The following is a 22,979-nucleotide window of genomic DNA, read 5'->3' as shown; positions in this document are numbered from 1 at the left end:
TAGCGATACCGGCGTCGGCACCCTAGCGGTGCCCATCAGGGGCCAGATCACCGGCTACCGCAGACGCCAGACCTGCACGCCCGGGCCGTCCCCGGGCAGCGTGAGCCCGTCGTCGCCGTGGTCCAGGACGGCCCCGCCGTAGAGGTTGCGCACCGCCCCCGGCTCGGCGAGCTCGCCGGGCAGGACGGCGCCGTCCCACGGCGCGCGGGCGACGAGCACGAGCACCGACTCCTCGGGGGTCTCGCGCAGGTACGCCACGGCGTCGTCGGTGACCACGACCCAGCGCAGCCCGCCCTCACGCAGGGCCTGGCTCGACCGGCGCAACGCGATGAGCGACCGGTAGATCTCGAAGGTCTCTCCGTCCCAGCGGTCCGGGTCGTCCCACGGCATCGTCACGCGCGCGTGCTCACCGTTGGTGCCCTGCGCGCCCACCTCGTCTCCGGCGAACAGCACCGGGGTCCCCGGGAAGGTGAACAGCAGGCCTGCGGCGACCTCGACCATCTCGCGGCTGCCCGCGAGCGTGCGCAGGCGCGGGGTGTCGTGGGAGCCGAGCATGTTCCACTGCGTGGCCATGACCTTCCACGGCACGACAGAGTCGAAGTCGCGCATGGCGGCGACCATGTCCACCCCGGATCGACGCGGGAGGGTGGTGGGCAGACCGAGCGCGGGGACGGTGCTGTCCGGGGCGACGATCCAGGACCACACCGGGCGGGTGAAGGCGGAGTAGTTCATGTTGGCGTGCCACCCGTCGCCCATCATGTCCGCTCCCGAGTCGTGGAAGTGCTCGGAGACGAGCACCGCCTCAGGGTTGATCGCGGTCATGGTCTCGCGGATGGTGCGAGCCACCTCGTGGGTGACGTCCTGGTCGGCGTAGCGGCCGGTCATGTTCGCGACGTCGACCCGCCATCCGTCGAGGGAGTACGGCGGGGCGACCCACCGCCCGATCACCGAGGCAGGACCCTCGATCATCCGGGCGGCCAGGGCCGGGGCGGCGTAGTTGAGCTTGGGCAACGAGGCGTGCTCGAGCCAGCTGACGTACCCGGGCTCGTCCTCGGTCCAGTAGTAGTAGGAGGCTTCCTCGCTCGCGCGGTCCGCCTGGGCGGCCGCGAACCACTCGTGGCCGGAGCCGGTGTGGTTGGTGGTGATGTCGCCCATGATCCGCATCCCGCGCTCGTGCACCGCGCGGGACAGGTCGACGAGGGCCTCGTCCCCGCCGAGCAGCGGGTCGACGTGGTCGAAGGTCGTCGCGTCGTAGCGGTGGTTGGAGCGACCGGGGAACACCGGGGTCAGGTAGACCGTGCCGATCCCGAGCTCGACGAGGTGGTCCAGGTGCTCGCGCACCCCAGGCAGGTCACCGCCGTAGAGCTGGGTGGCCACCCCGTGGCCCGAGGCGATCGGCTCGTCGTCCCACTGCGCCGCCTGCGCCCACTCCGGCAGCGGCTTGTCGCTGATGGCCCGGGCGAAGCGGTCGGGGAAGACCTGGTACACCACCGAGCCGGTCATCCAGGCCGGCGCCGGCTCGAAGACGGTGAGGCGGAAGTCGGCGACGTCGGGCACCTCGCGGGCGAACACACCGCGGCCGTTGAGCCACCGGTACCCGCCCGGGGAGTCGATGAAGAAGCGGTAGCTGGTGACCGGGTTGTGCACGAGGACCTCGGCCTCGTACCACCGGTCGGTGGCCGTGACCTCGACGAGACGAGCCGGCGACATCCGCGGCTCGCCGTCGCGCACCACCCGCAGGTGGACACCGCGCTCGGCCTGCTCGGGCGGGCCGAGCGGGATCCGCACGCGGACGGTGACGCGGTCCCCCAGCCGAGGGACCTGGGTGGAGACGTACAAGGACGAACCGTCGTGGTGCGGGTCACCGAGAAGGTGACCCGCACCGTGCGTGACTGTCATCAGCCCTTGACCGATCCTGCCGTCAGGCCGGAGACGATGTACTTCTGCAGGAAGAGGAACAGCAGGATCACCGGGATGGCGCTGAGCACCGCACCCGCGGCGAACTGACCCCACGGGGCGTTGCGCTCGTCGGAGGCCCACTGGTAGAGGCCGACCGCCAGGGTGAGCTTCTCGGTGCTCTGCAGCACCGTCTTGGCGATGATGAACTCGCCGTAGGTCCCCACGAAGGACAGCAGTCCGACCACCGCGAGGATCGGGGCGACCAGGCGCAGGATGATCGTCCAGAAGATCTGCGCGTGGCTCGCGCCGTCGATCTTCGCTGCCTCGTCGATCTCACGCGGGACGGTGTTGAAGAACCCGTACATGAGGAAGGTGTTCACCCCGAGGGCGCCACCCAGGTAGACCATGATGAGGCCGATCTGGCTGTTCACCCCGAGGATCGGGAAGACGTCCTTGAGGCTGAGCAGGACGAGGAAGATCGCGACGACCGCGAGCATCTGCGGGAACATCTGGATGAGCAGCAGCGTCGTGAGCGAGGCGTGACGTCCGCGGAACCGGAACCGGGAGAAGGCGTACGCGGCGGCACCGCCCATGAGGACCGTGCCGATCGCCGTCACCGTGCAGATGACGAGCGAGTTGACGGCCCAGTACCCGAAGTCCGTCTCGAACAGGCGCTGGAAGTTCTCCAGGCTGATCGTCTTGAACAGGTCGTTGGAGCCGGTGAGCGTGCCGCCCGGGTTGAGCGCGGCCGAGAGCACGTACAGGAGAGGCAGCGCGCAGTAGATGATCGTGACGACGCCGACGATGTGACGCCAGCCGATCTCACGCCACCAGCGGGCGCCCTTGGGAGCGTCGCCGCGGTACTCGACCGCTTCTCCGGTCGAACGGGACAGCTGCGTAGGTGCGGTGGCCATGTCAGAGCTCCTCGAGTTGCCGGGTGCGGCGGAAGCCGAGCCAGGAGATGAATCCAACGAAGATGAAGATGAGGATCGAGACCGCCGCAGCGAGCCCGTACTGCTTCACGCCGCTCTCGAAGGCGACGGAGTAGACCATCGAGATGAGCAGGTCCGTCGATCCGATGATGAGCGGGCTCCCGGGGAAGTTGGGGCCACCACCGGTGAGCATGTAGATGAGCGTGAAGTTGTTGAAGTTGAAGGCGAAGGAGGAGATGAGCAGCGGCGCCACGGAGACGAGCAGCAGCGGGAAGATGATCTTCGAGACGATCCGGAAGGGTCCCGCGCCGTCGAGCTTGGAGGACTCGATGACGTCGTTGGGGATGGCTTGGAGGGCGCCGGTGCAGATGAGGAACATGTACGGGAAGCCCAGCCAGAGGTTCACGCCAAGGACTGCCAGCTTGGCCAGCCACGGGTCGTTGAGCCACCCGATGTCTGCTCCGCGGAAGATCACCTCGTTGATGAAGCCGAAGCGCTCGTTGAGCATGCCCTTCCACACCAGCGCCGCGAGGAAGCCGGGGAAGGCGTACGGCAGGATCATCAGCGCCCGGTAGACCTTGCGACCCCGGATGCGCGGGTCGTTGAAGACGAGGGCGAGAGCCAGGCCGAGGACGAAGGTCGTCGCCACGGACAAGAAGGCGAAGGCGAAGGTCCACGCCGCGATCTGCAGGAAGGCTCCCGAGATCCGCGAGTCGGTGAACATCTTCGTGAAGTTCTCGAAGCCGACGGAGACCTTCCAGCCCGGGGTCAGCCGCTCACCGTCGGCGGAGACGAAGTTGCCTCGGTCGTCGGGGGTGTAGACGGTGCCCGTCTCGAGGTTGGTGAAGGTGTCGGTCGCCTCGTCGTAGTTGAGCGTCGGGGCGTAGACATAGCCGTTGGAGGCGTCCTGGGTGCGCAGGCTCCCACCACCGAGGTCCTCGGAGAAGGCGACCCGCATGGTGGTGACCTCGGCCTGTCGCTGAGCGATCTGGCCGAAGTTGAGGACGTCGTAGCCGGGGACCTCGGTGACCTTGGAGCCCTCGATCGTCACGTCGTCGACCGGCTCGAGGGGGGTGTCGATGTCACCGACGAGCGCCTCGCCGTCGCGCACGATGGCGAAGGCCAGGCCGTCGTCGCCGGACAGGACCGTGAGGGGGTAGGTGGCCGATCCCTCGACGCGCTTCTCGGTCTGCAGCTCGATCGCGGAGATCGCACCCTGCTTGTCGAGGATGTGGCCGTCGCCGTAGTTCGTGAAGGCGATGTAGCCGGTGTAGAACATCGTGAAGATCTGGTAGACCAGCAGGAACGCCAGCCCAGGCACCAGGTACTTCATCGGCACCGCGCGGCGGGCGAAGTACACGTAGTTGGCCGCGATGAGCGCGATGACCAAGAACGCGACGATGCCCCAGGACTCGACGCCAGCGGCAGCGAGGATCCCGTAGAGACCGAAGGCGTTCACCAGTGCCATGAGCACGAGCTTGGCGATGAAGCCGGGCTTGAAGTCCCGGGCGGGTGAGTGGTCGGTCCGCGGCCCGCGCACGCGTGGGCGCTTGGACGTGGCGTCAGGCTCTGTGTCAGGCGGTCGGACGGCCGTCGGCTGGTCAGTCATGGGTCTCCCCCTCGGGAATGGTGCGGCCGGGACGGCGATGTCCTGCGGACCTGTGCTCGGGACGCAGATGTGGGAGCCGTCGATGGCTCCCACATCTGCGCGAAACGTGCGATCTCTCAGATCACGAGCCGGCGATGGCCGCCTCGATGTTGGAGATCATCGTGGTCCATGCGGCGGCGGGGTCGGTTGCGGCGCCCGAGATGATCTCGGCCTGACCGATGCCCCAGAAGGACCAGACCGAAGCCATCGCGGGGATGGACGGCTGGGTCATGCCGTCTGCGCCGGCCTCGCCGAAGCCGACGAGGATCGGGTCCTCGACCTTGGCAGCGGAGGCAGCGAGGGCGGGCGAACGGCCGCCGGCCTCGTAGAGCGCGTCCTGAGCCGCCTCAGAGGTGAGGTAGTTGGCGACGAACTCGTTCGCCAGGACCGGGTTCTTGGCGAAGGCGCTGACGTAGGCACCCTGGACACCGACGAAGGGACGAGAGACCTCGCCACCGGCGCTCGGGATCGGCAGGACGGAGATGTCCAGGCCGGCCTCGGTGAAGGCCGTGGTGTTCCACGGTCCCGTGATGATGTACGGGCTCTGGCCGTCGAGGAAGGCCTGCTTGGCCTTCTCGCCGTCGATCGCGGTGTCGAAGACCTTCTCCTGGCCCATCTTCTGGAGGAAGTTGGCGAAGTTGGTGCCCGCCTCGCCGCCCATGGCGACGGTGTCGGTGTAGGAGCCGTCTGCGTTCTGCTCGAAGACGACGGCACCGAAGGAGGACTGGATGGGGTACATGTGGTACGGGTCGCCCTCAGCACCCTGCTGGATGAGGACCGGGTACGTGCCCAGGCCCTTGCCCTGCTCGACGAGAGCGTCGAAGGTGTCCGGGGTCTCGGTGGCGAGCGCGTTGTTGCGCACGAGGGCGATGTTCTCGATCGCGTAGGGCGTGCCGTAGTTCTGGCCGTCGTAGGCGAAGGCGGTCGCGGCGGAGGGCACGAAGCCGGAGGCTGCGTCACCGAGCTCGACGGGAGCGACGAGGCCGTTGCTGACCAGCTCGCCGAGCCAGTCGCTCGCGCCGATGATGACGTCGGGGCCCTCACCGGTCTGTGCCTGCTGGACGAACTCCTCGCGGATGTCGCCTGAGGCCTTCTGCACGAGGTTGACCTCGACGCCGCTCTCCTCGGCGAAGGTCTCGACGACGCCCTTGACGTCGTTGATGCGGACCTCGTCGACCCACATCGTGAAGACGCCGGCCGCGTCGGCCGCAGGCGAGGATGCATCGGGGTTGGGGGTGTCACTGGTGCTGTTGCCGCTCGAGCCGCAGGCTGAGAGTGCCAGGCTCGAGGCGAGCACGCCGGTCAGAAGGATGCTCCGTCGCATCGTGTCTCCAAGGGTGAGTAACTGGTCCGGCCGACGCCAGTGGATCACCGACGTTGGCCCTGATGCCGATGACACTAAACCGTGAGCACCGCGATCTGCAAGCCGTTGCAGTAACTTTCATGCAACGATCGGTTGTGCAAGACTGACCGGGCAGATTCCACGGCGGATTCTAGGAGTTCACGGGGTTCTGCCGTACTATTCACTGGTGATAGGGACCTGCAACACACTGCAAGAAACCCTCTCCCTGTAGGTAGAACCCGAGCACACCCCGGCTGATCGCGAGCCCGGCACAAGACAAGGAGGTCTGGCGTGTCACTGACTCATATCCCCACTGAAGCACTGGGACCCAAGACCCGGCTGGCCGACCTCGCCAAGCAGGCAGGCGTCAGCACCGCGACCGTCTCTCGGGTGCTCAACGGGAAGGTCGGAGTCGCCTCCGAGACCCGCCAGGCCGTGCTGGCCGCCCTCGACGTGCTCGGCTACGAGCGGCCTGAGAAGCTGCGCAACCGGTCCGCCGGCCTCGTCGGGATGATCGTCCCGGAGCTGACCAACCCGGTGTTCCCCGCCTTCGCCCAGACCATCGAGAGCATGCTCTCCCAGCGCGGCTACACCCCGCTGCTGTGCACCCAGTCCCCCGGTGGCACCACCGAGGACGAGTACATCGAGATGCTGCTCGACCACGCGATCGACGGCATCATCTTCCTCTCCGGCCTGCACGCCGACACCCAGGCCAGCCGCAGCCGGTACGAGCAGCTGCGCAGCCGCGGCGTGCCCCTCGTCTTCATCAACGGCTTCGCCGGCGAGATCGACGCCCCCTTCGTCTCGGCCGACGACGTCGCCGCGATGGAGCTCGCGATCCGCCACCTGGTCTCCCTGGGCCACCAGAAGATCGGCCTGGCCACCGGCCCGGACCGCTTCATCACGGCTCAGCGCAAGGTCGAGGGGTTCCGCGAGGCGATGTCCCGCCACCTCGGCATCGAGGACGCGTCCGCGCACATCGCGACGTCGCTGTTCACGGTCGAGGGCGGTCAGGCCGCCGGTGGCGACCTCATCGACTCCGGCCACACCGCGATCGTCTGCGGCTCAGACCTCATGGCTCTCGGGGCGATCCGCGCTGCGCACCAGCGCAAGCTGTCCGTCCCCGACGACGTGTCGATCATCGGCTACGACGACTCCCCGCTCATCGCCTTCACCGACCCGCCCCTGACCACGGTGCGCCAGCCGGTCTCCGCCATGAGCCATGCCGCCATCAGTGCGCTGATGGCCAGCATCAGCGGAGCCCCGGCGCCGCGCTCGGAGCTGCTGTTCTATCCCGAGCTCATCGTGCGCAACTCCACCGGCGCGTCCCCGGACATGCGTCTGCACGCTGCCCTGCGCAACGTCTGACCTCCTCTTCTTCCACGACTGACCGCACAAGACCGACCCCTCATGACAAGGACATTGTCGACGTGACTCATATCGATTCGATCGCAGACTCCTCTGCTCTCGAGCTGACCTCGCTCAACCCGACCACCACGGTCATCCACCCCAAGAGCGACTCGGCACGCGAGTGGTGGCGCTCCGCCGTCATCTACCAGGTGTACCCGCGCTCCTTCGCGGACAGCGACGGCGACGGCATCGGCGACATCCCCGGCGTCACCGCGCGCCTGGACCACCTGGTCGAGCTCGGGATCGACGCCGTGTGGCTCTCCCCGTTCTACCGCTCCCCCCAGGCCGACGCCGGCTACGACGTCGCTGACTACCGCGACGTCGACCCGCTGTTCGGGACCCTGGCCGACTTCGACGAGCTCGTCGCCCAGGCACACAGCCGCGGCCTGCGCATCATCGCGGACCTCGTGCCCAACCACACCTCCGACGACCACGAGTGGTTCAAGGCCGCCCTGGCCGCCGGCCCCGGCAGCCCCGAGCGTGCCCGGTACCTGTTCCGCGAGGGCAAGGGCGAGAACGGCGAGCTGCCGCCCAACAACTGGAAGTCGATCTTCGGCGGTCCGGCATGGACCCGCGTGAACGAGCGCACCTCTCCCCTGGCCGCGGCGGACGACGTCTCCGACGACCAGTGGTACCTGCACATGTTCGACACCCGCCAGCCTGACCTGGACTGGGAGCACCCGGAGGTGCGTGCCGAGTTCGAGGAGGTGCTGCGGTTCTGGCTCGACCGTGGGGTCGACGGCTTCCGCATCGACGTGGCCCACGGCATGGTCAAGGCACCGGGCCTGCCCGACTGGGACGGCGACGTCGCCATGGTCGAAGGCACCACCGAGCCCGCCGAGGACGGCTCCACCGGCGCCGGCAACTCCGGCCCCATGTTCGACCAGGAGGGCGTGCACGACATCTACCGCGCCTGGAACATGGTCCTCGCCGACTACGCCGGCGACCGTGCCCTGGTGGCTGAGGCGTGGGTCGAGCCGTTGAGCCGTCTGGCCCGCTACGTCCGCAGCGACGAGATGCACCAGGCCTTCAACTTCTCCTACCTCACCACCGCGTGGGAGGCCGCAGCCCTGCGCAACGTCGTCACCGCGTCCCTGCACGCCTCCGACGAGGTCGGCGCGCCCACCACCTGGGTGCTGTCCAACCACGACGTCATCCGCCACGCCTCGCGGATGGGCCTGACCGGTGCCGCGGTGCGCCCCAACGGCATCGGCAAGAACGACCCCCAGCCCGACGCCGAGCTCGGCCTGCGCCGCGCCCGCGCCGCGAGCCTGCAGATGCTGGGCCTGCCCGGCTCCGCCTACCTGTACCAGGGTGAGGAGCTCGGCCTGCCCGAGCACACCGACCTCGACGACGACCTCCGTCAGGACCCGGCCTGGTGGCGCTCGGGCTACACCGAGGCCGGCCGCGACGGCTGCCGCGTGCCCCTGCCCTGGGAGTCCGACAAGCCCGGCCTCGGCTTCAGCCCGACCGGCAAGACGTGGCTGCCCCAGCCCGACTCCTACAAGGAGTGCGCTGCTGACGTCCAGCGCGCCACCGAGGGCTCGACCTTCTCGATGTACCGTGACGCCCTCGCCGTGCGCAAGTCCCACGACCTCGGTCTGGGATCGCTGGGCTGGGTCGAGGAGTTCGCCGGGTCCGCCACGGTGCTCGCCTTCGTCAACAACGACGTGCTCGTGCTGACGAACTTCGGCGAGACCCCGGTCGCTCTGCCGGCCGACGCCCAGGTGCTCATCTCGAGCGGCCCGCTGACCGACGGCGGCGTCCCGCAGGACACCACGGTCTGGGTCCAGCTGTAGTCCGATGACCTCGGTCTTCGTCACGGGTCGGCGTCGTGGAACACGACCGTCGGCCTGGACACGGACCGAGCGGCACGTCAGCCCCCCCGACGGCGCGCGGAGCTCGGTCTCACCCCGAGCTCCCCGCCCTCGGGCGGGGGTGCGAACCTCGCGCGCGACACCGAGGAGGCGCTGATGAGCGCCGACGTCGCCGTCCTCGACCTCGCCTAGCACAGCCTCCCGTTCTTCCCCCGGGCCACCCCGCGCCAGGTCCGCGACCTCGCCGCGAAGGTTCAGGTCCGCCGCACCGCCTGACCTGACCGCCCGACCTTGGCATGATGAGCCCATGTTCACGCCATCTCCCGAGGGACCCGCCCGGCTCAGCGCGGTCTGCCGCGTGCACGCGCTTCAGACCGACCCCGGACCCGTCGGGGTCACCGCGATCGATAAACGCCCGGTCACCGGGCCGGTCAAGGTCGGCACCCTCGGTCTGCGCGGGGACGTCCAGGCCGACCGCAGCCACCACGGCGGGGAGGACAAGGCGCTCTACGCCTATGCCGACGAGGAGGCAGCGACCTGGGCGCAGGAGCTCGGCCGCGAGGTCCCGCCCGGGCTCTTCGGGGAGAACCTGCGCACCCGCGGGATCGCTACGACGGGTGCGCTCATCGGAGAACGATGGCGCATCGGCGCGACGGTCGAGGTCGAGGTGACGAGCCCGCGGACCCCCTGCGCCACCTTTGCCCGACGCCTGGGCGAGGAGCACTGGGTGCGCCGGTTCAGCGACGCGGGCCTCGTGGGGACCTACCTGCGCGTCCTGCGCCCCGGATCGATCCAGGCCGAGGACGAGATCACCGTCCTGTCACGACCCGACCACACGGTGACGGTCGGCCGCTGGTTCACCGAGCGCTCACCCGAGGACGCCCGGGTGCTGGGGGAGGCCCACGACGCGGGTGTCCTGCAGCTCGCCCAGCGCGTGCTCGACGCGATCAACCACCCGAGACGCTGAGCTCTGCCTCGAGCAGCTTGGCGCGGTGCTCGTCGCTCAGCTCGCGCGAGTCGAGCCAGCCGTAGGGGACGTGCGGCTGCTTGGGTGATCCCTGGCGGCCGCGCTGGCCCTCGGCGTCCTTGCCCGGGTAGGGCTGGTCGAGGTCGAGGGCGTCCAGGCGCTCGCGCAGCTCGGCGAGGGAGGACACCAGTGCCAGCCCGCGACGGGCGTCGCCGCCGACGGCGTAGCCCTTGAGATACCAGGCCATGTGCTTGCGCAGGTCGCGGGTGCCCTTGTCCTCGTCCTCGAAGAAGTCGGCCATGAGCTCACCGTGCCGGTAGATCGTCTCTGCGACGACAGCGAGCCCCGGCTTGATCCGCTCGTCGGAGCCGTTGAAGGCCGCGGCGAGGTCGGCGAAGAGCCACGGGCGCCCCTGGCACCCGCGCCCGACCACGACGCCGTCGCAGCCGGTCTGGCGCACCATCTCCAGGGCGTCCTCAGCAGACCAGATGTCTCCGTTGCCGAGCACCGGGATCGACGTGACGGTCTCCTTGAGCTGGCGGATCGCCGACCAGTCCGCGGTGCCGGAGTAGTAGTCGGCGGCGGTGCGGGCGTGCAGCGCCACGGCGGCGACCCCGGCCTGCTCCGCGATGAGACCAGCCTCGAGGTAGGTGAGGTGGTCGGCGTCGATGCCCTTGCGCATCTTGACCGTGACCGGCACACCGTAGGGCGCCGCAGCCTCGACGGCCGCGTTGACGATCCGGGTGAACAGCTCACGCTTCCACGGCAGGACGGCGCCCCCGCCCTTCTTGGTCACCTTGGGGACCGGGCAGCCGAAGTTGAGGTCGACGTGGTCGGCCCGGTCCTCACCGGCGATGATCTTGACCGCTGCTGCCACCGTGGCCGGGTCCACGCCGTAGACCTGGGCGGAGCGCGGCGACTCCCCCTCCTCGAAGGTCACGATGCGCAGCGCCTCGACGTTGCGCTCCACGATCGCCCGGGAGGTCACCATCTCCGCGACGTACAGCCCGCCCGGGCCGTGCTCGCGGCACAGCTTGCGGAAGGCGGTGTTGGTCACCCCGGCCATCGGCGCCAGGACGACGGGGGTGGGGACCGTGTGCGGGCCGATGCGCAGCGGCGGGAGCAGCGGCGCGGGCGCCGTCGAGGCGGGCGCGCTCAGGGTGGAAGACGTGGAACTCATCCCATCAGTATCCCACCGCCCCAACGCGAGGAGCCGCCCACGCGAGGCGTGGGCGGCTCCGGGGGGACACGCCGTCGGGCAGGTGCCGGGCTGCGGGAGGGCAGCCGGGACGCACCCGCAGGTCAGGTCACGCCGTGGTCACTGACTGGTCAGGACCCGAGCAGGCGCGTGGCCAGGTACGAGGTGACCTGGTCCAGGGAGACGCGCTCCTGGGACATGTCGTCGCGGTGACGGATGGTGACGGCCTGGTCGTCGAGGGTGTCGAAGTCGACCGTGATGCAGAACGGGGTACCGACCTCGTCCTGGCGGCGGTAGCGGCGCCCGATCGCACCGGCGTCGTCGAAGTCGACGTTCCAGTTCTTGCGCAGCTCGGCGGCCAGGTCGCGGGCCTTCGGGGAGAGCTGCTCGTTGCGCGAGAGCGGCAGGACCGCGGCCTTGACCGGAGCCAGGCGCGGGTCGAGCTTGAGCACGGTGCGCACGTCGACCCCGCCCTTGGCGTTGGGCGCCTCGTCCTCGGTGTAGGCGTCGGCCAGGAAGGCCATGAGCGAGCGGGTCAGGCCGGCCGCGGGCTCGATGACGTAGGGCACCCAGCGCTCGTTCTTGCCCTGGTCGAAGTAGCTCAGGTCCTTGCCCGAGTGCTCGCTGTGGGTCTTGAGGTCGAAGTCGGTGCGGTTGGCGATGCCCTCGAGCTCGCCCCACTCGCTCCCGGTGAAGCCGAAGCGGTACTCGATGTCCACCGTGCGGGTGGAGTAGTGCGAGAGCTTCTCCTTCGGGTGCTCGTACAGGCGCAGGTTGTCGCGGTCGATGCCCAGGTCGACGTACCAGTTGGTGCGCAGGTCGATCCAGTACTGGTGCCATTCCTCGTCCGTGCCGGGCTCGACGAAGAACTCCATCTCCATCTGCTCGAACTCACGGGTGCGGAAGATGAAGTTCCCCGGCGTGATCTCGTTGCGGAAGGACTTCCCGATCTGGCCGATGCCGAAGGGAGGCTTCTTGCGGCTCGCGCCCAGGACGTTGGCGAAGTTCACGAAGATGCCCTGCGCGGTCTCGGGGCGCAGGTAGTGCAGCCCGGACTCGTCCTCGACGGGGCCGAGGTAGGTCTTGAGCATCATGTTGAAGTCGCGCGGCTCGGTCCACTGCCCGCGGTTCCCGCAGTTGGGGCAGGCGATCTCGGCGAGGCCTCCGACGGGCTCGCGGCCCTTCTTCTCCTCGAACTCCTCGATCATCTGGTCCTCGCGGAACCGCTTGTGGCAGGACAGGCACTCCGTCAGCGGGTCGGTGAACACTCCGACGTGACCCGAGGCCTCCCAGATCTTGCGCGGCAGGATGACCGCGGAGTCCAGGCCGACGACGTCGTCACGGCTGGTGACCATCGTGCGCCACCACTGGCGCTTGATGTTCTCCTTGAGCTCGACACCGAGGGGGCCGTAGTCCCAGGCGGACCTCGACCCTCCGTAGATCTCGCCGGACTGGAACACGAAGCCGCGACGCTTCGCGAGAGAGATGACGGAATCGAGGTGAGAGGGCGCTTGGGCCACAGTGATCACTCCAAGAGACTTCGGTGCCCGCACGTGGCTCGTGGGGCAGAGGGGGGCGACGCACACCGTGCGCCGACCACCCAGGTTACTCGGGGTCACGACCTTCACGGGCAGCGGCGGGCCGGCACCGGGCGCGGCCTCGGACGTGACCGAGCAGACAGATGACTCGTTTGACACCGCAGAAAGCGCTAATTGATAATGATGCTCATGAACTGTGTCTCTCGTCGTCCCCTGGCCGCCCTCACCGGTGGCGTCCTGGCTGCCGCGCTCGCCCTCACCGGCTGCGCCGGCGCCGACACCGCCGAGGACGACGGCCGGCTCCAGGTGCTCGCCTCCTTCTACCCGCTGCAGTACATCACCGAGGAGATCGGCGGCGACCTCGTCACCGTCACCTCGCTCACTCCCGAGGGCGCGGAGCCGCACGACCTCGAGCTCTCCCCCGCCAAGGCCCGTGAGGTCGGCGACGCCGACCTCGTCGTCTACCTCTCTGACTTCCAGCCCGCCGTCGACGCGGCCATCGCCGCACGCGAGCCGGCACACCTCGTCGACGCGGCGGACTCCGCGAACCTGCAGGCTCACGAGCTGCAGGGCACGCACGAGCACGAGGGCGACGAGCACTCCGAGGAGGAGCACGCGGACGAGCACGCTGAGGAGCACACGGCCGACGACGGCCACGACCACGGCGAGCTCGACCCGCACTTCTGGCTCGACCCCACCCGCCTGGCCGCGGTGAGCAAGGACGTGGTCGCCGAGCTCTCGGCCGTCGACCCGGAGAACGCCGAGACCTACGCCGCCCGCGGCGCGGAGCTCGAGGCCTCCCTCCTCGAGCTCGATGCCGAGCTCACCGCCGGGCTGTCCCAGTGCACGAGCAAGGTGCTGGTGACCACGCACGAGGCCTTCGGCTACCTCGCTGACCGCTATGGCCTCGAGCAGGTGGGCATCTCGGGCATCGACCCCGACGCCGAGCCGTCCCCGGCCCGGATCAAGGAGGTCTCAGCAACCATCCGCGACCGCGGTGTCACCACGATCTACTTCGAGACCCTCATCAGCCCCAAGGTGGCACAGACCCTCGCGAACGACCTCGGGATCACCGCGACCGTCCTGGACCCGCTCGAGAGCCTGAGCGACCCCGACGGCGACTACCGTGGTGTCATGCTCGCCAACCTCGAGGCGCTGCGCACCGGGCTCGGCTGCGCATGACCGCGTCGGCCCTCCCCACCCCAGTCCCCCGCCCGGCCACGCGCGAGCAGGTCATCGAGGCGCGGGACCTGCACGTCACGCTGGACAGCAGCCACATCCTGCGGGGCATCGACCTGAGCGTCACCTCGGGCGAGGTCGTGGCCCTGCTCGGTGCGAACGGCTCGGGAAAGTCGACCCTCGTCCGGGCCCTCGTGGGCATCCTGCCCGCCTCGCGCGGTTCGGTCTCGCTGTACGGCAAGCCCCTGGGCCCCGCCGTCCCGTGGAAGCGCGTGGGCTACGTGCCCCAGCGGGTCAGCGCCACGACCGGTGTCCCCTCGACCGCCCTTGAGGTGGTCTCTTCCGGCCTGCTCTACGGCCGCCAGATCCGGATGCCGCGGGGAGCGCGGGCCACCGCCCTGGACGCCCTCGCCCGGGTCGGTCTCGCCGACCGCGCCAGCCGCGCGGTGAGCGAGCTCTCCGGCGGTCAGCAGCAGCGTGTGCTCATCGCCCGCGCCCTCGTGCGGGACCCAGACCTGCTCGTCCTGGACGAGCCCGTCGCCGGCGTCGACCGGCACAGCCAGGAGGCCTTCGCCGCCACCCTCACCGGTCTGGTCGAGCTCGGCACGACGATCCTCGTGGTGCTCCACGAGCTCGGGTCCTTCGCCCCGCTCATCTCCCGCACGGTCGTCCTGCAGCACGGCACCAAGGTGCACGACGGCGCCGCGCTGCCCGCCGCGCCCGACCACGCCTGGCCCGGGCATGACCACGTGCACCCGCACGAGGACCCGCTCGAGGGGTCTCCGCTCATCCAGGACGCAGGTTTCGGATCATGACCCTTCTCAGCGAGCTCGCCGGGATGCTCAGCGACCCCTTCATGCAGCGGTCCCTCGCCGCAGCCGTGATCGTCGGCCTGACCGCGCCGGTCATGGGCACCTACCTCGTCCAGCGCCGCCTCTCCCTGCTCGGTGACGGCATCGGTCACGTCGCCCTCACCGGGGTGGCGGTCGGCTGGCTGGTCGGCTCCGCGATGGGCCTGGTCCAGAACGACGCCCTCGCCGTCCCCGGCGCCGTCGTCGCCGCGATCATCGGCGCCATCGCCATCGAGCTGGTCCGCGAACGCGGACGCACGAGCGGCGACGTCGCCCTCGCGCTGCTGTTCTACAGCGGCATCGCCGGCGGCGTGCTCATCATCGGCTTCGCCGGCGGGACCAACGCCAACCTCATGTCCTACCTCTTCGGGTCGATCTCCACGGTCACCATGACCGACCTCTACCTGACGATCGGCCTGGGCGTGATCATCCTCGCCGTCGGCGTGGGGCTGAGCGCGGTGCTGTTCGCCGTCTCCCACGACGAGGACTTCGCCCGCGCCTCCGGCCTGCCGGTGCGCGCCCTGAACATCGCCATCGCGGTCATCGCCGCACTCACCGTGACCGTCTCCATGCGCGTGGTGGGCCTGCTCCTGGTGAGCGCGCTGATGATCATCCCGGTGGCCGTCGCCCAGCTCGTCACGACGTCCTTCCGGCGTACCATGGGCGTCGCCGTCGGCGTCGGCGTCACGGTGTGCGTCGTCGGGCTGTCCATCACGTACTGGCAGCCGCAGTCCCCCGGCGCGACCATCGTCATCCTGGCGGTCCTCATCTACGCCCTCGTCGCCGCGCTGCGCCCCCTGGTGCTGCGCCGTCGCAGGGCCGCGCTGGACCCCCACCCGGACATGCTCGACGACGTCTCGCTCGATGCCTCACCCCACGCCTCACTCCACAAGGGAGCCACGACATGCAGCGAATGACTCGCCAGCGCGCGACCATCGCCGAGCTGCTCGACGCGACCGAGGACTTCCGCAGCGCCCAGCAGCTCCACGAGGTGCTGCGCGCCCGTGGCGAGACCACCGGGCTGGCCACGGTCTACCGGACCCTGCAGGCCATGGCAGACACCGGCCAGGTCGACGTCCTGCGCACCGCCGACGGCGAGAACGTCTACCGCCGGTGCCAGCGCACCGAGCACCACCACCACCTCGTGTGCCGCCTCTGCGGTGCGACCATCGAGATCGACGGCCCCACCGTCGAGGCCTGGGCGACCCTGGTCGGGTCGACGCACGGCTTCACCGACATCGAGCACACCATCGAGCTCTTCGGGACGTGCGCCGACTGCGCGGTGGAGCGGTAGGTCGTTGATGCCTGACCTCGACGGAGCACCGTTCGTCGCGATCTTCGGCTTCTTCTTCACGATCGTCTTCGTGCGGACCCAGGCCACCTACTGGCTGGCGCGGCTCGTCGTGGTCCAGACCGTGGCGCGGACTGCCCCGCGCAACCGCGTGCTCGCGCGCGCCCAGGCCTGGTCGCTCAGCCCCGCGGCAGCCCGAGGCACCGCGGCGCTCAACCGCTGGGGCGTACTCGCCGTGCCGCTGAGCTTCTTCACCGTCGGTTTCAAGACGATCGTCAACGCCGCCGCCGGGCTGACTCAGATGCCCGTGCGCCGCTACCTGCCCGCGATGCTCCTGGGCTGCGTCATCCACTCGACCATCTACGCCACCGTCGGGTGGGCGGCCTGGGAGGCGGCGCTGGCCGCGGCTGCCGGGTCCCCGTGGGGCATCGCCGCCCTCGTCGCGCTGGTGCTGGCGGTCGTCCTGGCGGTGTGGGTGTCCCGACGTCGCCGCACGGTCACAGCGCTGCGTCGACCACCGTCGCCAGATGGGCTCTGAGGTCGGCCACCACGTCGACCTGACTGCCCTGGGGCTCCCCCAAGGACAGCAGCCACTGGATCTGCAGGCCGTCCAGGACGGCGATCATCGTGCGCGCGGCGCGGTCCGGGACGACCCCGGCGCGGAGCCGGCCGGCGTCGGCGTGACGCCGGAACTCCTGCGTGAGCATGGCTGTCATCTCGGAGTACCGGCTGACGAAGTAGGCGTGGGCCGGGTGCTCGGGCGACGTCGCCTCGGCTGACAGCGTCGCGTACAGCTCGACGATCGGCCGACGCACCTGGTTGCGCTCGACGAGGTGGACCAGAGCCTCCAGCGCGCTGCGCCCCTGGGCCACCTCCTCCGCCATCGCGGCGCCGTCGACCTCGTCGCGGTACTCCAGGACTGCCGCCAGCAGCGCGGCCTTGGTCGGGAAGTGGTGGAGCAGGCCCGGGTGAGACATCGAGGCCCGTGCCGCGATGTCACGCAGGGACGCCGCGTTGAACCCCACCTCGGCGAACAGCGCGATCGCCGCCTGGATGATCTCCTGGCGCTTGACCCTGCCGTTGGCGTAGACGCGCCGGGCCGGGGTGGTGCCCGGGGCTGGGCTCATCAGCGGGACTCCACGACTGCCTCGGCGTCGGCGGCGGCCTCCTCGACAGCCTCCGCAGCGGCCTCCTGGGCTGCCAGGTCGACCGCGCCGCCGTAGCGTCGGTCGCGGCTGGCGTACTCCTCCACAGCGCGCCACAGGCTGCGCCGGTCCACCTCGGGCCACGGCTCGGGCAGGAAGACGAGCTCGGCGTAGGCGGACTGCCAGATCATGAAGTTCGAGATCCGCTGCTCCCCCGAGGACCGCAGGAACAGGTCGACGTCGGGCAGCTCCGGCTCGTCGAGGAACCGCGCGACGGTCTTCTCGGTGATCTTGTCCGGGTCCAGCCGCCCCGCGGCGACCTCGTGGGCGATGGCCTTGGCAGCGTCGGCGATCTCGGCGCGGCCACCGTAGTTGATGCACATGGTCAAGGTGCAGACGGTGTTCTCGGCGGTCATCTCCTCCGCCGTCTCCAGCTCCTTGATCACCGAGCGCCACAACCGGGGCCGGCGCCCGGCCCAGCGCACCCGGACACCCCACGAGCTCATGGTGTCCCGCTGGCGGCGCAGCACGTCCCGGCTGAAGCCCATGAGGAAGCGCACCTCCTCGGGCGAGCGCTTCCAGTTCTCGGTCGAGAAGGCGTAGGCGGACACGTGCGTGACGCCCACCTCGATCGCTCCTGCCACGACGTCGAGCAGGGCGGCCTCCCCCGCCTCGTGCCCGGCCGTGCGCGGCAGCCCGCGCGCGTTGGCCCACCGGCCGTTACCGTCCATGACGACGGCGACGTGCTTGGGCACGAACTCCGCCGGGATGGACGGCGCCACAGCGCCCGAGGGGTGCGGCGGCGGGGGGACGGGGGCGGCGGGTGGCGTGGCACCCTGAGCAGCTCTGCGGCCGCGGACCATGGCGGGACCTCTCAGTTGTCGGCTGGGGTGGCGGCTGCCACGGGGACGTCGCCGGTGGGACCGGAGGACGAGGAGTCGGGGGCGGCGGTCGGTGCGGGGGTCGGTGCTGCGGTTGGCGCCGGCGTCGGTGCGGGGGTCCCGCCGGGGTCGGCGCGGTCGACCATCCGCAGTGAGCGCAGCGACCGTTCCAGGTGGAACTGGCTATACGCAGCGACGAGGCCGTTGGCCTCGCGCCGGGTGCGCTCACCGGTGGCGTCGGCCACCGACCAGTCACCGCTGAGCAGGGCTGCGAGCAGCTCGATGGTCTCCGGCGCCGGGGCGGTCGAGCCCGGCGGGCGGCACCGCGAGCACACCGTGCCGCCCTGGGCGACGGAGAAGGCGCGGTGCGGGCCCACCTCGCCGCACCGCGCACAGTCGGCGAAGGTCGGTGCCCACCCGGCCACGGCCAGGCCGCGCAGCAGGTAGGAGTCCAGGACCAGGCCAGGGGCGTGAGCCCGCGAGGACAGTGCGCGCAGCGCTCCGGCGAGCAGCCAGAACTGCTGGAGGGCGGGCTCGCGCTCGGCGTCGACGAGACGATCGGCGGTCTCGAGCATGACCGCGCCTGCGGTGTACAGACCGTAGTCCTCGCAGATGGCACGGGCGTAGGGCTCGACCGTCTCGACCTGGGTGACGATGTCCAGGCTGCGCCCGACGTGCAGCTGGACATCGACGAACATGAACGGCTCGAGGCGGGCGCCGAACTTCGAGGAGGTGCGGCGCACCCCCTTGCCCACGGCCCGGACCTTGCCGTGCTCGCGGGTCAGGAACGTGATGATGCGGTCTGCCTCACCCAGCTTGTGGGTGCGCAGAACCAACGCCTCGTCTCGATACAGGACCACAGGTCCATTGTCCGCCATCGCGGCCGCTGGTCCGGCATGCCACGCGCCCTCCGTCACCAGACCCGCACAACTGTGCGGGCCCGGTGGCGGCTGCTACTCCTGGGTGCGGCCCTGGCGGTTGACGGCCGAGATGATCGCCTTGAGGGAGGCGGTCGTGATGGACGGGTCGATCCCGACTCCCCACAGGACCTCCTCGCCGACGGCGCACTCGACGTAGGCCGCCGCCGTGGCGTCCCCACCCTCGGACAGGGCGTGCTCGGCGTAGTCGAGCACCTTCACATCGACGCCGATCGATGACACGGCGTCGACGAAGGCGGCGATGGGTCCGTTGCCGGAGCCCTCCAGGGTGATGAGCTCACCGTCGTCGACGAGATCCACCGACAGCGTGTCCAGGCCGCCCTCGACGCTCGAGGCCCGGGTGCCGCGCAGCGAGAACCGTCCCCACGGCTGCAGGGGGCCGTCGACCGGGGCCGGCAGGTACTCGTCGGCGAAGATCTGCCAGATGTCCTCGCCGGTGACCTCGCGGCCATCGGCGTCGGTCACTGACTGCACCACGCGGGAGAACTCGATCTGCAGACGACGCGGCAGGTCGAGGTGACGCTCGGTCTTGAGCAGGTAGGAGATCCCGCCCTTGCCGGACTGGGAGTTGACCCGGATGACCGCCTCGTAGCTGCGTCCCACGTCGCGCGGGTCGATCGGCAGGTACGGCACGCCCCAGACGAGCTCGTCCACGCTCGTGCCCGCCGCCTCGGCCTGGGCAGCCATGGCATCGAGGCCCTTCTTGATCGCGTCCTGGTGCGAGCCCGAGAACGCGGTGAAGACGAGGTCACCGGCGTAGGGGTGGCGTTCGTGCACCGAGAGCTGGTTGCAGTACTCGGCGGTGCGGCGGATGTTGTCGATGTCAGAGAAGTCGATCTGGGGGTCGATGCCCTGGCTGAACATGTTCATGCCCAGGGTCACCAGGTCGACGTTCCCGGTCCGCTCGCCGTTGCCGAACAGGCAGCCTTCGATGCGGTCCGCGCCGGCCTGGTAGCCCAGCTCGGCGGCGGCCACCGCGGTGCCGCGGTCGTTGTGCGGGTGCAGCGAGATGATGATGTTCTCGCGGTGGTTGAGGTGACGGTTCATCCACTCGATGGAGTCGGCGTAGACGTTCGGCGTCGCCATCTCGATCGTGGCGGGCAGGTTGATGATGACCTTGCGCTCGGGGGTGGGCTCGAAGACCTCGATCACCTCGTTGCAGATCCGCGCCGCGAACTCCAGCTCGGTCCCGGTGTAGGACTCCGGGGAGTACTCGTAGTAGACCGTCGTCTCGGGGATGGTCTGCTCGAACTTGCGGCACAGCTTCGCGCCCTCGAGCGCGATGTCGACGATGCCGTCCTGGTCGGTGCGGAAGACGACCTCGCGCTGCAGGACGGACGTGGAGTTGTACAGGTGCACGATCGCGTGCTTGGCCCCGCGGATGGCCTCGTAGGTCCGGGCGATGAGGTGCTCGCGGGACTGCGTCAGCACCTGGATGATGACGTCGTCGGGGATGAGGTTCTTCTCGATGAGCATCCGGACGAAGTCGAAGTCCGTCTGGGACGCCGAGGGGAAGCCGACCTCGATCTCCTTGTAGCCCATCGACACCAGCAGCTCGAACATCCGCAGCTTGCGCTCGGGGTTCATCGGCTCGATGAGCGCCTGGTTGCCGTCACGCAGATCGACCGCGCACCAGCGCGGCGCCTGGGTGATGGTCTTGTCCGGCCAGGTGCGCCCGGGCAGGTCCACGGTGAACTGCTGGGCGTAGGGCAGGTACTTGCCGACGGGCATGGTCGACGGCTGCTGAGGGGCTGCGTGTGCGTTCATGGCGGGTCAATCCTTCGGTCTCTTGCTGCGTGTGGGTGTGGGTCCTACGAGCCGGCACACCAACCACCGCGACGAGGAACCGGCCTACGAGGCCCCGTCGCGGCACAGAAGGAGCAGGGACACCTGCTGAGCACGCTTCACGAAAAACACTGTACTCCCCCTGCGGAGCGGTGGCGCCAGCGGTCCACGAGGCAGGACACGCTGGCGCCCGCCCCTCAGAACAGCTCGTCGCCGAGGATGCCGAGGTTGTCCGACCACCACTGCATGTCGGTGAGCTTGCCCTCCTCGTACAGACGCATCACGTTGGCCAGCACGACGCCGGAGGCGTCTCCCACGGTCCCGGCGTAGGAGATGTACCAGCCGCCGTCCTCCTCGACCGCGATGAGCGAGAGGTCGCCCAGACCCAGCTCCTTGAGCGCCGGGATGTCGTCGAGGCAGGCGTTGATCGCCTGTCCGTCGACGTCGGCCGAGACACACTCGCCGTCGAGCTCGAGGGTGCTGGCGACACCGTCGAACTCACCGGTGAAGCTGAAGGTCTCCAGCTGCAGCCAGGCGACGCCGTCGTCCTCGTCGCGGACGGCGAAGGACGCGTCGATGGTGCTGGTCTCGAGAAGCTCCTGCAGCTCGGCGAGCTCGGCCACGTCGATCTCGTCGAAGTTCCCGTACAGGGACAGCGCGCGGCGGTCGGCCAGCGGGAGCGTGGACAGGAGCGCGGACTCGTCGCCGGTGGACAGGTACTCCGTGATGGAGTCCACGAGCCCGTCGGCGGCAGCCTCCGGGCTGTCGAACTGACCGGCGAGGTCGCTCGCGGGCAGCGAGCCGCGCTCGACGCCCTCGGCGACCGCTCCGTACTCGAGCATGGTGAGCATGGGGCTGACGTACCAGCTCCCGCCCTCACGCACGACCATGAGGAACGGGTCCTCGAGGTCAGCGGCGGAGACGTCGACCGGGAAGGTCTCGGCGACGGCAGTGTTCATCTCCTCGCGGACCTCGGCGTCGGTGGGCATCGAGGTCCCGCTCAGCGCGAAGAGCTCGGACATGGGCCCGCTCTCGAGCTGGTCCATCGCGGCGATCGTGGCGTCGCTGAGTTCCTCGGCGTCGGCGTCGATGGTCAGCTCACCGGCGACGACGGACACCTTTGCCAGGCCGTCCTCGATCTCCTCGACCTCGACCTCCAGGCCGTCCATGCTCAGGTCGAAGGCCTCGAGGTAGTCCTCGTACACGTCCTTGAGCGCCCCGGTGTCGAGGTCGCTGTCTTCGCTCATCCGGTCCATGAACAGGCTCATGCCCGTCGTCGCGCTCTCGAACTCCGAGGGAGAGGTGACGCCGTAGAGCGCGACCAGGTCCTTGGACACTGCTGCGTCCATCATCTGGGTGACTGCCGCCTCGGGGGTCTTGGCCCCGCCGACCTTGGAGAACCAGAGGGCGTTGGCCGCGAAAGCAGCACCAGCGACCACGAGCACGCCGACCACCGACACGCCGATCCACAGGCCGCGGCGCGACGACGCCTTGGGCTGGGGCTGGGGCTGGCTCCACGCCGTGCTCGCGGCACCGGCCGGCTGCTGTCCCCATGCGGGGTCCTGCTGCTGGTTCCATGCGCCCTGGCCGGCGGGAGGCTGCTGTCCCCATGCGGCCTGGCCTGCGGGGTCCTGCTGCTGGTTCCATGCACCCTGGCCAGCGGGAGGCTGCTGTCCCCACGCGGCCGTCTGCTCGGCAGCGGGCGGGCCCCACTGGCTGGCCTGCTCCCCCGTCGACGGTGTCGTGGAGGGTGTCGTGGGGCTGACACCGTAGGCGCCGTACCCGCTCGGGAGGGGCTGGGTCACGGACGGATCCTGGGCCGGGGTGCCATATCCGTACCCCGCCGCGGGAGCCGCGCCGCGAGCGGCCAGCGCCGCGTCGATCGTGGGATCGCCGAAGGCCCTGAGCCAGTCCAACAGCTCGGGGTACGCAGTCGGGTTCGCGGCGATGGCAGGGCGCAGGTCCGGGCGGTGCGTGGCGATCTCGCCCAGGAGCGCAGCCGGGGTGGAGGGGTCAGCGGCCTGCGCGAGGGTGTAGTCGCTCGGGTTGGTCATTGCTACCTGTCTTCTCTGGTTGCCGGTGGACGCAGGGGCGGGGTGGGCAGAGCGGGCTGGGCGGAGCAGGGTGGGGCAGGGCCGGGCAGGTGGGGCGGGGCCGG

The 22,979-nt window shown here is 69.8% G+C and carries 19 protein-coding genes; 8 read left to right on the top strand and 11 right to left on the bottom strand.

What is annotated here, in order from left to right:
* Positions 1-54: 54 nt before the first annotated feature.
* From SS2_RS05565 to SS2_RS05550, 4 genes are all read right to left on the bottom strand, one after another.
* Entirely contained in the window at positions 55-1,899 is a 1,845-nt protein-coding gene (locus SS2_RS05565) for a glycoside hydrolase family 13 protein (RefSeq protein ID WP_066461902.1), read from the bottom strand.
* Positions 1,899-2,813: a sugar ABC transporter permease gene (locus SS2_RS05560; protein WP_157607195.1), complete on the bottom strand. Its 915-nt coding sequence runs from the start codon at positions 2,811-2,813 to the stop codon at positions 1,899-1,901. The genes SS2_RS05565 and SS2_RS05560 overlap by 1 nt, the downstream gene beginning before the upstream one ends.
* 1 nt (position 2,814) lies before the next feature.
* Entirely contained in the window at positions 2,815-4,440 is a 1,626-nt protein-coding gene (locus SS2_RS05555) for an ABC transporter permease subunit (protein WP_066461900.1), read from the bottom strand.
* 121 nt (positions 4,441-4,561) lie between these two features.
* A complete protein-coding gene (locus SS2_RS05550; RefSeq protein WP_066461898.1) occupies positions 4,562-5,803 on the bottom strand; it encodes a sugar ABC transporter substrate-binding protein in 1,242 nt (413 codons plus the stop codon).
* Positions 5,804-6,118: 315 nt separating this feature from the next.
* On the opposite strand from SS2_RS05550, the gene SS2_RS05545 reads away from it, so the two are divergent.
* From SS2_RS05545 to SS2_RS05535, 3 genes are all read left to right on the top strand, one after another.
* On the top strand, positions 6,119-7,189 hold the full coding sequence (locus SS2_RS05545) for a LacI family DNA-binding transcriptional regulator (RefSeq protein WP_066462426.1): 1,071 nt from the start codon (positions 6,119-6,121) through the stop codon (positions 7,187-7,189).
* Between the two features lie 62 nt (positions 7,190-7,251).
* Positions 7,252-9,030, top strand: coding sequence for a glycoside hydrolase family 13 protein (locus SS2_RS05540; RefSeq protein ID WP_083941810.1), 1,779 nt, complete (start codon positions 7,252-7,254; stop codon positions 9,028-9,030).
* A gap of 325 nt (positions 9,031-9,355) precedes the next feature.
* Positions 9,356-10,015 carry an MOSC domain-containing protein gene (locus SS2_RS05535; protein ID WP_066461896.1) on the top strand — a complete coding sequence of 220 codons (660 nt, stop codon included), beginning with the start codon at positions 9,356-9,358 and terminating at the stop codon, positions 10,013-10,015.
* On the opposite strand, the gene dusB is transcribed toward SS2_RS05535, so the two are convergent.
* Complete coding sequence (dusB, locus tag SS2_RS05530; protein ID WP_066461894.1) at positions 9,996-11,195, bottom strand: tRNA dihydrouridine synthase DusB; 1,200 nt, start codon at positions 11,193-11,195, stop codon at positions 9,996-9,998. The genes SS2_RS05535 and dusB overlap by 20 nt on opposite strands.
* Positions 11,196-11,344: 149 nt before the next feature.
* Entirely contained in the window at positions 11,345-12,733 is a 1,389-nt protein-coding gene (locus tag SS2_RS05525) for a glycine--tRNA ligase (protein WP_066462424.1), read from the bottom strand.
* Positions 12,734-12,931: 198 nt separating this feature from the next.
* Here SS2_RS05525 and SS2_RS05520 point away from each other — a divergent pair, with 198 nt between their 5' ends.
* The 5 genes from SS2_RS05520 to SS2_RS05500 are packed head-to-tail and all read left to right on the top strand — an operon-like array spanning position 12,932 to position 16,610.
* Complete coding sequence (locus SS2_RS05520) at positions 12,932-13,933, top strand: metal ABC transporter substrate-binding protein (protein ID WP_066461892.1); 1,002 nt, start codon at positions 12,932-12,934, stop codon at positions 13,931-13,933.
* Complete coding sequence (locus SS2_RS05515; RefSeq protein WP_066461891.1) at positions 13,930-14,745, top strand: metal ABC transporter ATP-binding protein; 816 nt, start codon at positions 13,930-13,932, stop codon at positions 14,743-14,745. Before SS2_RS05520 ends, SS2_RS05515 begins: the two co-directional genes overlap by 4 nt.
* Positions 14,742-15,698, top strand: coding sequence for a metal ABC transporter permease (locus SS2_RS05510; RefSeq protein WP_066461890.1), 957 nt, complete (start codon positions 14,742-14,744; stop codon positions 15,696-15,698). The genes SS2_RS05515 and SS2_RS05510 overlap by 4 nt, the downstream gene beginning before the upstream one ends.
* Positions 15,686-16,075, top strand: a complete 390-nt coding sequence (locus SS2_RS05505) for a Fur family transcriptional regulator (RefSeq protein ID WP_066461881.1) — start codon at positions 15,686-15,688, stop codon at positions 16,073-16,075. Before SS2_RS05510 ends, SS2_RS05505 begins: the two co-directional genes overlap by 13 nt.
* Positions 16,076-16,082: 7 nt before the next feature.
* The gene (locus SS2_RS05500) at positions 16,083-16,610 is read left to right on the top strand and encodes a DedA family protein (RefSeq protein ID WP_066461879.1); all 528 of its coding nucleotides are present in this window, start codon (positions 16,083-16,085) and stop codon (positions 16,608-16,610) included.
* Here SS2_RS05500 and SS2_RS05495 read toward each other — a convergent pair.
* From SS2_RS05495 to SS2_RS05475, 5 genes are all read right to left on the bottom strand, one after another.
* Positions 16,570-17,199: a TetR family transcriptional regulator gene (locus tag SS2_RS05495; protein ID WP_066461871.1), complete on the bottom strand. Its 630-nt coding sequence runs from the start codon at positions 17,197-17,199 to the stop codon at positions 16,570-16,572. The two genes, SS2_RS05500 and SS2_RS05495, sit on opposite strands and share 41 nt — an antisense overlap.
* Positions 17,199-18,080, bottom strand: coding sequence for an isoprenyl transferase (locus tag SS2_RS05490; RefSeq protein ID WP_066461869.1), 882 nt, complete (start codon positions 18,078-18,080; stop codon positions 17,199-17,201). Before SS2_RS05490 ends, SS2_RS05495 begins: the two co-directional genes overlap by 1 nt.
* A gap of 11 nt (positions 18,081-18,091) precedes the next feature.
* Positions 18,092-18,958, bottom strand: coding sequence for a DNA repair protein RecO (gene recO / locus SS2_RS05485; protein WP_083941808.1), 867 nt, complete (start codon positions 18,956-18,958; stop codon positions 18,092-18,094).
* Positions 18,959-19,051: 93 nt separating this feature from the next.
* Entirely contained in the window at positions 19,052-20,803 is a 1,752-nt protein-coding gene (gene leuA, locus SS2_RS05480; protein WP_066461868.1) for a 2-isopropylmalate synthase, read from the bottom strand.
* 215 nt (positions 20,804-21,018) lie between these two features.
* A complete protein-coding gene (locus SS2_RS05475; protein WP_066461867.1) occupies positions 21,019-22,875 on the bottom strand; it encodes a variant leucine-rich repeat-containing protein in 1,857 nt (618 codons plus the stop codon).
* Positions 22,876-22,979 lie beyond the last annotated feature (104 nt).

The organism is Sanguibacter suarezii NBRC 16159 (genome assembly GCF_001552735.1).
In the GTDB taxonomy this organism is placed as follows: Bacteria; Actinomycetota; Actinomycetes; order Actinomycetales; family Cellulomonadaceae; genus Sanguibacter; species Sanguibacter suarezii.
The sequence above is the reverse complement of the archived record's forward strand: the minus strand, read 5'-3'. Positions and strand labels throughout refer to the sequence as shown.

Coding starts and splice junctions, on each gene's coding strand:
- SS2_RS05495 (WP_066461871.1), bottom strand. CDS start 17,199: ATGAGCCCAGCCCCGGGCACCACCCCGGCCCGGCGCGTCTACGCCAAC.
- SS2_RS05555 (WP_066461900.1), bottom strand. CDS start 4,440: ATGACTGACCAGCCGACGGCCGTCCGACCGCCTGACACAGAGCCTGAC.
- SS2_RS05515 (WP_066461891.1), top strand. CDS start 13,930: ATGACCGCGTCGGCCCTCCCCACCCCAGTCCCCCGCCCGGCCACGCGC.
- SS2_RS05505 (WP_066461881.1), top strand. CDS start 15,686: ATGCAGCGAATGACTCGCCAGCGCGCGACCATCGCCGAGCTGCTCGAC.
- SS2_RS05550 (WP_066461898.1), bottom strand. CDS start 5,803: ATGCGACGGAGCATCCTTCTGACCGGCGTGCTCGCCTCGAGCCTGGCA.
- SS2_RS05565 (WP_066461902.1), bottom strand. CDS start 1,899: ATGACAGTCACGCACGGTGCGGGTCACCTTCTCGGTGACCCGCACCAC.
- SS2_RS05560 (WP_157607195.1), bottom strand. CDS start 2,813: ATGGCCACCGCACCTACGCAGCTGTCCCGTTCGACCGGAGAAGCGGTC.
- leuA (WP_066461868.1), bottom strand. CDS start 20,803: ATGAACGCACACGCAGCCCCTCAGCAGCCGTCGACCATGCCCGTCGGC.
- dusB (WP_066461894.1), bottom strand. CDS start 11,195: ATGAGTTCCACGTCTTCCACCCTGAGCGCGCCCGCCTCGACGGCGCCC.
- SS2_RS05510 (WP_066461890.1), top strand. CDS start 14,742: ATGACCCTTCTCAGCGAGCTCGCCGGGATGCTCAGCGACCCCTTCATG.
- SS2_RS05490 (WP_066461869.1), bottom strand. CDS start 18,080: ATGGTCCGCGGCCGCAGAGCTGCTCAGGGTGCCACGCCACCCGCCGCC.
- SS2_RS05520 (WP_066461892.1), top strand. CDS start 12,932: ATGATGCTCATGAACTGTGTCTCTCGTCGTCCCCTGGCCGCCCTCACC.
- SS2_RS05535 (WP_066461896.1), top strand. CDS start 9,356: ATGTTCACGCCATCTCCCGAGGGACCCGCCCGGCTCAGCGCGGTCTGC.
- SS2_RS05500 (WP_066461879.1), top strand. CDS start 16,083: ATGCCTGACCTCGACGGAGCACCGTTCGTCGCGATCTTCGGCTTCTTC.
- SS2_RS05475 (WP_066461867.1), bottom strand. CDS start 22,875: ATGACCAACCCGAGCGACTACACCCTCGCGCAGGCCGCTGACCCCTCC.